Consider the following 1,855-nt stretch of genomic DNA (forward strand, 5'->3'; position numbering starts at 1 on the left):
GTGTCAGAGACCCTTCACCAAGCCGCCATCGACCATAATGTTCTGGCCGGTGATATACCCAGCATCGTCGGAGAGCAGAAAGGCCGTCGTTTTCGCCATCTCGGCGACCGTGCCATAGCGGCCCATGGGAACGCGCGACAATCGCTCCGCCTTCTCCGGAAGGCTGTCGATAAAACCCGGAAGGACGTTGTTCATGCGAATGCCGGCACGGGCATAGCGGTCGGCGTAGAGCTTGGTGAAGGCCGCGAGCGCGGTGCGAAGGCTGGCCGAGACCGGGAAATCGGCGTCGGGTTCGAAAGCCGCGAAGCTCGAAATGTTGACGATAGCGCCCTTCCCCGCCTTCTCCATATGCGGTGTCACAAGTCGCGACATCCGCACCACGTTCATGAGCACGACGTCGAGTCCGAGATGCCAATCGCTGTCCGGAATGGCGAGCAACTCCCCCTTGGGAGGGTGACCGGTATGGTTCACGACGGCGTCGATCCGCCCATACTTCTCGAGCGTCGTCGAAACGAGACGTTCGAGATCGGCCACCTCGGTGACGGAGCCTTCGATGGCGATGCCGCCGAGCTCACGAGCGATCTCCTGAATCCCTGCCGATCGGGCCAACAGCGCCAGACGATAACCGCGCGCATGCAATTCGCGGGCAATCGCCGCTCCTATGCCCTTGCTCGCGGCGGTCACGATTGCAACTTGGCTCATGCCATTCCTCCCATCATGTTTGCGAACGCTTCTTCAGCCGCGAGAACGGTCGTCATCTGTACCTCGTGTCCCAATTGGAACGGCTTGCCATAGATCGTCTCGTCCGGAAACTCGGTGATGAGCGTCAACGGCGACGGATGCCGCTCCTCGGCCGTCAGCAGACACGGAATGTGGTTGATGATCTCGTAGGGCGTTCCGCCCGAATGGATCGAACAGATTTCGATCTGCCGCCGGTTGAATTCCGGCAGCCCGGGGATCGCCGAAAGCGCCAGGGTCACTGCCTCGACGAGCGCCCTCGCCTGCGCCGCCCACGTGGGGTGATGGCGCATGATCACAAAGAAGCCCTTGGGGATCGTCCACAACTCGAAGCCGCGCGGCAAGTACCCGGTGAACGGCCTCGTCCATTCGTGAGCCGGATACCCGTGCAGGTTCACATGCAATTGCGCGCCGGACATTTTCAGCGCCTGCAATCGAGCGCCTTTCTCATAGAGGGGTGTGCCGTGATCGTATTCTACGTCACTCCCGAGCGAGGTGTAGCGTGCGGCATGATGCATATGACGGGGATTGGCCTCGCACAGCCTACCGTGGAGCGCGTACCCGTCCGGATTTTCGACGGGAATGAAGGCGATGTTGCTATCGGGATTTTCGAGAAGGCGGCGCACGGCCCGGAAAGCCCCCACGACGCCAGTGGTCTCGTTGGCATGCTGTCCGCTCGTGACGAGGACGGCCGGGCGTGAACCGGAGCGATAAACTCCTTGTACGGCACGACTCTCGCGAGATTGCCCCTCGAACACGTCGCCTGGAAGCTTTGACAATTCGCCTTGCACTTGAGCGAGACCCAGCGCGCGATCGGCGGAGTCGAGATCCTGAAACGCCCGCACGGGATCGATCGGCGCAGCGAACGGACGAAGGCTGACGCGAACCAAGGCATCGCCGTCGCCTGCCCGAATATCCGGAACGATCTGACCAGGCTGAACGCCGCGATCTTCCGGCGGACGGCCGGAAAGTTGTTTGAAGAACTCCAACAGCGAGAAGTAGAGATCCTCGTGCAAGGCTTCACGGGTGCTCATGACTTCGTCGCCATAGGGCAACGCGCGCTCGATCCCCGGAGTGAGGACCTCGATCGCGACGGTTTCCGCGTATGGTTCGTCCT

2 protein-coding genes are annotated in these 1,855 nt (G+C 61.5%); both read right to left on the bottom strand.

Annotated elements, in window-relative coordinates; all coding sequences use genetic code 11:
- Nucleotides 1-3 precede the first annotated feature (3 nt).
- A complete protein-coding gene (locus AC1DT3_RS19715; protein WP_477466909.1) occupies nucleotides 4-702 on the bottom strand; it encodes an SDR family oxidoreductase in 699 nt (232 codons plus the stop codon).
- A partial coding sequence (locus tag AC1DT3_RS19720) for a M14 family zinc carboxypeptidase (protein ID WP_477466910.1) occupies nucleotides 699-1,855 on the bottom strand: 1,157 nt, incomplete at its 5' end. The genes AC1DT3_RS19720 and AC1DT3_RS19715, both read right to left, overlap by 4 nt.

The sequence above is a fragment of the Microvirga sp. P4_G7 genome, from assembly GCF_056401005.1.